4 protein-coding genes are annotated in these 5,093 nt (G+C 73.5%); 1 reads left to right on the top strand and 3 read right to left on the bottom strand.

From position 1 onward, the window contains the following. Positions 1-639: FGGY family carbohydrate kinase (locus FNQ90_RS12200; RefSeq protein ID WP_267133044.1), on the bottom strand; the 639-nt coding region annotated here is incomplete at its 3' end. Between the two features lie 202 nt (positions 640-841). Here FNQ90_RS12200 and xylA point away from each other — a divergent pair. After that, positions 842-2,014 (top strand): xylose isomerase, encoded by a 1,173-nt coding sequence (xylA, locus tag FNQ90_RS12195; protein ID WP_143621174.1) that lies wholly within the window; start codon positions 842-844, stop codon positions 2,012-2,014. A 188-nt stretch (positions 2,015-2,202) separates the two neighbouring features. Here xylA and FNQ90_RS28455 read toward each other — a convergent pair whose 3' ends face one another. Together FNQ90_RS28455 and FNQ90_RS12185 are read right to left on the bottom strand one after the other, a co-directional pair. Continuing rightward, complete coding sequence (locus tag FNQ90_RS28455; RefSeq protein WP_143621177.1) at positions 2,203-2,526, bottom strand: SGM_3592 family protein; 324 nt, start codon at positions 2,524-2,526, stop codon at positions 2,203-2,205. 205 nt (positions 2,527-2,731) lie between these two features. Next, on the bottom strand, positions 2,732-5,093 hold a 2,362-nt coding region (locus tag FNQ90_RS12185; RefSeq protein WP_407699351.1), incomplete at its 5' end, for a glycoside hydrolase family 95 protein.

Raw genomic sequence — 5,093 nt, 5'->3', positions numbered from 1 at the left:
GACCAGCCGGGGCAGGAGGGCGGGGTCCAGGTCGGAGAGGGCGGCGAGCTCGGTGTCCCAGTCGCCGGTGGCGGAGGACCACCAGCCGGTCCCCGAGGCGTCGCCCCGGTCGGTGGTGCCCTCGGTGAGACCGTGCCCGGCGAGCCGACCGGTGAGGTAGTCGTGGGGGAGTCGGACGGCGCGGGTGGCGGCGGCGTGCTCGGGCTCGTGCTCGCGCAGCCAGGCCCACTTGGTGACGGTGAAGGACGCGGCGGGGACGCTGCCGGTGCGCTCCGCCCACGCGGCCGGGCCGCCCAGTTCCCTCACCAGGCGGTCGCGCTGGGGCGCCGAGCGGGTGTCGTTCCACAGCAGGGCGTTGCGCACGGGCCGGCCGTCGGCGTCCAGGGTGACCAGTCCGTGCTGCTGTCCGGCGACGGCGATGGCCGCGGCCCGTGCGACGACCGGACCACATGCCTCCAGGGCCTCGACCAGGGCGCCCCACCACTGCTCGGGGTCGCTGTCCCGTTCGGCGGTCACGATGTGGGCGGCCCGACCGCGGGCCAGCACCTCTCCGGTCGTGGAGTCCACGGCGAGCACCTTCGTGGACTGGGTGGAGCTGTCCACGCCGATGACGACGGGACCCTCGGGTGCGGTGGTCATGAACTCGTCCTCTCAGACGGGGCGGAAGCCGGCGCCACAGCGGCTCCGAACGTTGCGGGTCTTCCGTCACGGCCTCCCGCATACTAATTTGTAAACAGCGATGACGAAATAGCCGGAGCGCCGTTCCGTTCGTCCTCGTCCGCGCGTCCCGACCCGGTCGGCCGGGGCCGCCCCGCACCGCCCGCACCAGCGAGGAGCCGTCATGTCGTACCAGCCCACCCCCGCGGACAAGTTCAGCTTCGGCCTGTGGACCGTCGGCTGGACGGGGCGCGACCCCTTCGGGGACGCCACCCGCGCCGAGCTCGACCCGGTCGAGAGCGTGGAGCGCCTGGCCGAACTCGGAGCCTGGGGCGTCACCTTCCACGACGACGACCTCATCCCCTTCGGGGCCCCCACCGCCGAGCGCGAGGCGCGGATCAAGCGCTTCCGTCAGGCGTTGGACTCCACCGGCATGGTGGTGCCGATGGCGACCACCAACCTCTTCACCCACCCCGTCTTCAAGGACGGCGCCTTCACCGCCAACGACCGCGACGTGCGGCGTTACGCCCTGCGCAAGACCCTGCGCAACATCGACCTCGCGGCCGAGTTGGGCGCGAGCACCTATGTGGCGTGGGGCGGCCGGGAGGGTGCCGAGTCCGGCGCGGCCAAGGACGTGCGGGTCGCGCTGGACCGCCTCAAGGAGGCCTTCGACCTGTTCGCCGACTACGTCACCGAGCAGGGCTACGACCTGCGCTTCGCGCTGGAGCCCAAGCCCAACGAGCCGCGCGGTGACATCCTCCTGCCGACCGTCGGCCACGCCCTGGCCTTCATCGAGCGGCTGGAGCGTCCCGAACTGTTCGGCGTCAACCCCGAGGTGGGCCACGAGCAGATGGCCGGGCTCAACTTCCCGCACGGCATCGCGCAGGCGTTGTGGGCCGGCAAGCTGTTCCACATCGACCTCAACGGTCAGAACGGCATCAAGTACGACCAGGACCTGCGGTTCGGTGCCGGTGACCTGCGCTCGGCCTTCTGGCTGGTGGACCTGCTGGAGTCGGCCGGCTACGACGGTCCCCGCCACTTCGACTTCAAGCCCCCGCGCACCGAGGACATGGACGGCGTCTGGGCCTCGGCCGCCGGTGGCATGCGCAACTACCTGATCCTCAAGGAGCGGGCCGCCGCCTTCCGCGCCGACCCGCGCACCGCCGAGGCCCTGGCCGCCTCGCGCCTGGACGAACTGGCCCGTCCCACCCTGAACGAGGGCGAGACCGCCTCGGCGCTGCTCGCCGACCGCTCGGCGTTCGAGGAGTTCGACCCGGACGCCGCGGCCCGGCGGGGGATGGCCTTCGAGCAGCTCGACCAGCTGGCGATGGACCACCTGCTCGGGGCCGCCGGCTGACATCTCCCCGACCGGCCGGGGACACCGGGGCCCGGGCGGCGATCGTCCCGCCGCCCGGGCCCCGGTGAGCCGTCGGGGTCCGGACGACCGGTCCCCGACGGAGGTGTTCCCCGACGGATCGGCTCCGGGCCCGTGCCGGGCTCTCGTCCCCGCCGGACGGGGGTCCCGTCCGGCGGGGACGCATCGCGTCACTCCCCGGCGTCCGGACCGTTCCCCTCGTCCTTCCGGCGGCGCCGGAACCAGCCGGTGATGCCGCGCCGGGGCTTGCGCGGGGCGCGCTCTTTCCTCTTCTTCCCCCGACCCGGCGCCGTGCTGTGGATCCAACCGGCCGGCGGCTCGTCGGAACGCCACGGCTGGGGGTCGGGGGCGTTGTTCTTCCAGCGCTCGGAGAGCATGCGGGTTCGGGCCGTGGGTTCGTTCACCCTGGCATCCCTGACGAAGCTCTCGTCGAGGACCAGCTCGTCCCACTCGTCCCGGCGGCCCCGCTCCTCACCGTGCGGTTCCGTCCCCATGGCCTGCCTCCCGTCAGCTCCGGTGTGTGGCACCGTCACCGGTTGAACGCCCGGGGCGATCCCCCGGTTCCGGGGCCGTCGGGCGCGGGCCCCGCCGATCGCGGACCGTTCCCACCCGTCGTGTCGTGCATATTCCCGCCACCGTAACGGACACACGTCACGGAACGGTCGCCCCGGCGCCCGGCGTCCGGGGACGGGGCGGGAATCATTCGGCCGGCCGCAGGTGGATCACCTCACCCGCCCCGGTCTCCAACACCGTCACCACCGTGCCGTCCTCCTCCGGCGCACCGGTCCGGGCGTTCGCGGTCGGCGCGGGGAGCCGGTCCCCCTCCCCGGCGGCGGGGGCCGCCACCAGGGGGCCGGCCCAGCGGATCCGCAGGGTACCGCCGAGCCGGGAGAGGAGCCGGGCCCGCACCAGGCGCCCGGCTTCCCACTCCAGTGACACCTCGACACCGCCGCGGGCCACCAGTCCGCGCACCCGTCCCGAGGACAGTGCGGGCGGCAGCGCCGGCAGCAGGTGCACCTCGCCCCCGTGGGACTGCACCAACCACTCGGTGATACCCGCCACCGCCCCGAAGTTGCCGTCGATCTGGAACGGCGGGTGCAGATCGAACAGGTTGGGCGCGGTGCGTTCGGGGGTGAGTTGGTCACCCAACAACTTCCAGGAACGTGCCCCCTCGCCCAGGCGGGCCCAGAAGTTGATCTTCCAGGCCAGGGACCAGCCGGTGCCGGCATCACCGCGTCCCTCCAGGGTGCGCCGCGCGGCGGCCAGCAACCCGGGGGTCCGGCGGGTGATCCGGGCCCCCGGGTGGAGGCCGTACAGGTGCGAGACGTGACGGTGGTCCTGCTCGGGGGCGATCGCGTCCCAGTCCTCCCGCCACTCCCGCAGGCGCCCGTCGGAACCCACCCGCATCGGGGCCAGGCGCTCCCGCGCCGCCGCGGCCTCGGCTCGCAGTTCCGGCTCCTCCCCCAGCAACTCCCCGCACTCCACGACCGCGTCGAAGAGGTCGGCGAGGATCTGGTTGTCCATGGTGGGCCCCGCGCACAGCGAGCCACCGGGGCCGGGGTGGTGGGCGTTCTCCGGCGAGATCGAGGGGCAGGTCACCAACTCACCGGTCGCCGGGTCGGTGACCAGGGAGTCGAGGAAGAAACGGGCCGCGCCGGCGAGCACGGGGAAGCGTCGGCGCAGGGCTTCGGTGTCCCCGGTGAAGCGGTGGTGTTCCCGGATGGAGAGCGCCAACCACGCCCCTCCGGTGGGCCACATGCCCCAGAAGGCGCCGTCCGCGGGGGCGGTGCCCCGCCAGGCGTCGACGTTGTGGTGCGCCACCCAACCGCGCGCCCCGTAGGTCTCCCGGGCCGTGCGGGCGCCGGTCACCGCCAGATCGGCCAGCAGGTCGAACAACGGCTCCCAGCATTCCGCCAGGTTGGCCGGTCCGGCCGGCCAGTAGTTCATCTCGGTGTTGATGTTGATGGTGTACTTGCAGCCCCACGGGGGGTCCGTCAGGTCGTTCCACAGCCCCTGGAGGTTGGCGGGTTGGCAGCCGGGTCGTGAGCAGGCGATCAGCAGGTACCGACCGTAGTCGAAGTACAGCGCCGCCAGTTGGGGGTCGTTCCCCTCGGTGAACCGCGCCACCCGCTCGTCGGTCGGTCGCAGGCCGGCCGGGGTCACCGGCAGGTCCAGCACCACCCGGCCGAAGAGGGCGGTGTGGTCGGACACGTGCCGCTCCCGCAGTTCGGTCGGAGAGTGCCGCGCGGCCGCCCGCAGGTCCTCCTCTGCGGCCGTCGTCGGGTCCCCGTCCGCGTCCCGCCAGGAGCGATACCCCGTCCGCACGGTGACCAGGAGGGTCACGGCGTCCGCGTCGGTGACCCGCAGCACCCCGTCGGCGGACTCCACCGAGCCGCCCTCGGCCAGCGCCCGCGCCAGCACCCGGAACCGCACCCGGCCCGGTACCCCCTCGAAGTCCCCGCCCCGGCCGTCCAGGGCGATGGTGTCGGGGGAGGGGGAGGAGGTGCCGGTGGTGAGGGGTCCGTCGGCACGGGCGGTCAGGGAGATCGCGCCGGGACGATCAGCGGTCAGCCGCACCACGATCACCCCGTCCGGGGCCGAGGCGAAGGCCTCCCGGTGGTACCGCACCCCGCCGCGCGTGTACGTCACGGTGTGCAGGCCGGTGCGGGGATCGAGCGAGCGGTGGTACTCAGTCACCGGGCCGGTGTCGGGGAGGGACAGGCGAAGACCACCGGCGGTCTGGTAGGGGGGTTGCCGAACCGGTACCCCCATCACGTCCTCGTCCACGATCCGTTGGGCCGCGTCCCACTCCCCGGCCAGTACCAGGCGCCGGACCTCCGGGAGGGCGGTCGCCGCCCGCGGATTGTCGAAGACGTGCGGACCGCCGGCCCACAGGGTGTCCTCGTTGAGCTGGAGTTCCTCCTCCTCGGTGCCGCCGTGGACCATCGCCCCGAGTCGGCCGTTGCCGATCGGCAGGGCGCGCAGCCACTCGTCGGCGGGGGAGGAGTACCACAGCAGGTGAGGGGCTTCCCCGGGGGCAGCCGCGGGGGCGACCGGAGGG

This window comes from Streptomyces alkaliphilus (assembly GCF_014141535.1).
GTDB lineage: Bacteria > Actinomycetota > Actinomycetes > Streptomycetales > Streptomycetaceae > Streptomyces > Streptomyces alkaliphilus.
The sequence above is the reverse complement of the archived record's forward strand: the minus strand, read 5'-3'. Positions and strand labels throughout refer to the sequence as shown.

Bases quoted from the DNA above. Each gene is read 5' to 3' on its own strand.
- xylA (WP_143621174.1), top strand. From the start codon at position 842: ATGTCGTACCAGCCCACCCCCGCGGACAAGTTCAGCTTCGGCCTGTGG.
- FNQ90_RS28455 (WP_143621177.1), bottom strand. From the start codon at position 2,526: ATGGGGACGGAACCGCACGGTGAGGAGCGGGGCCGCCGGGACGAGTGG.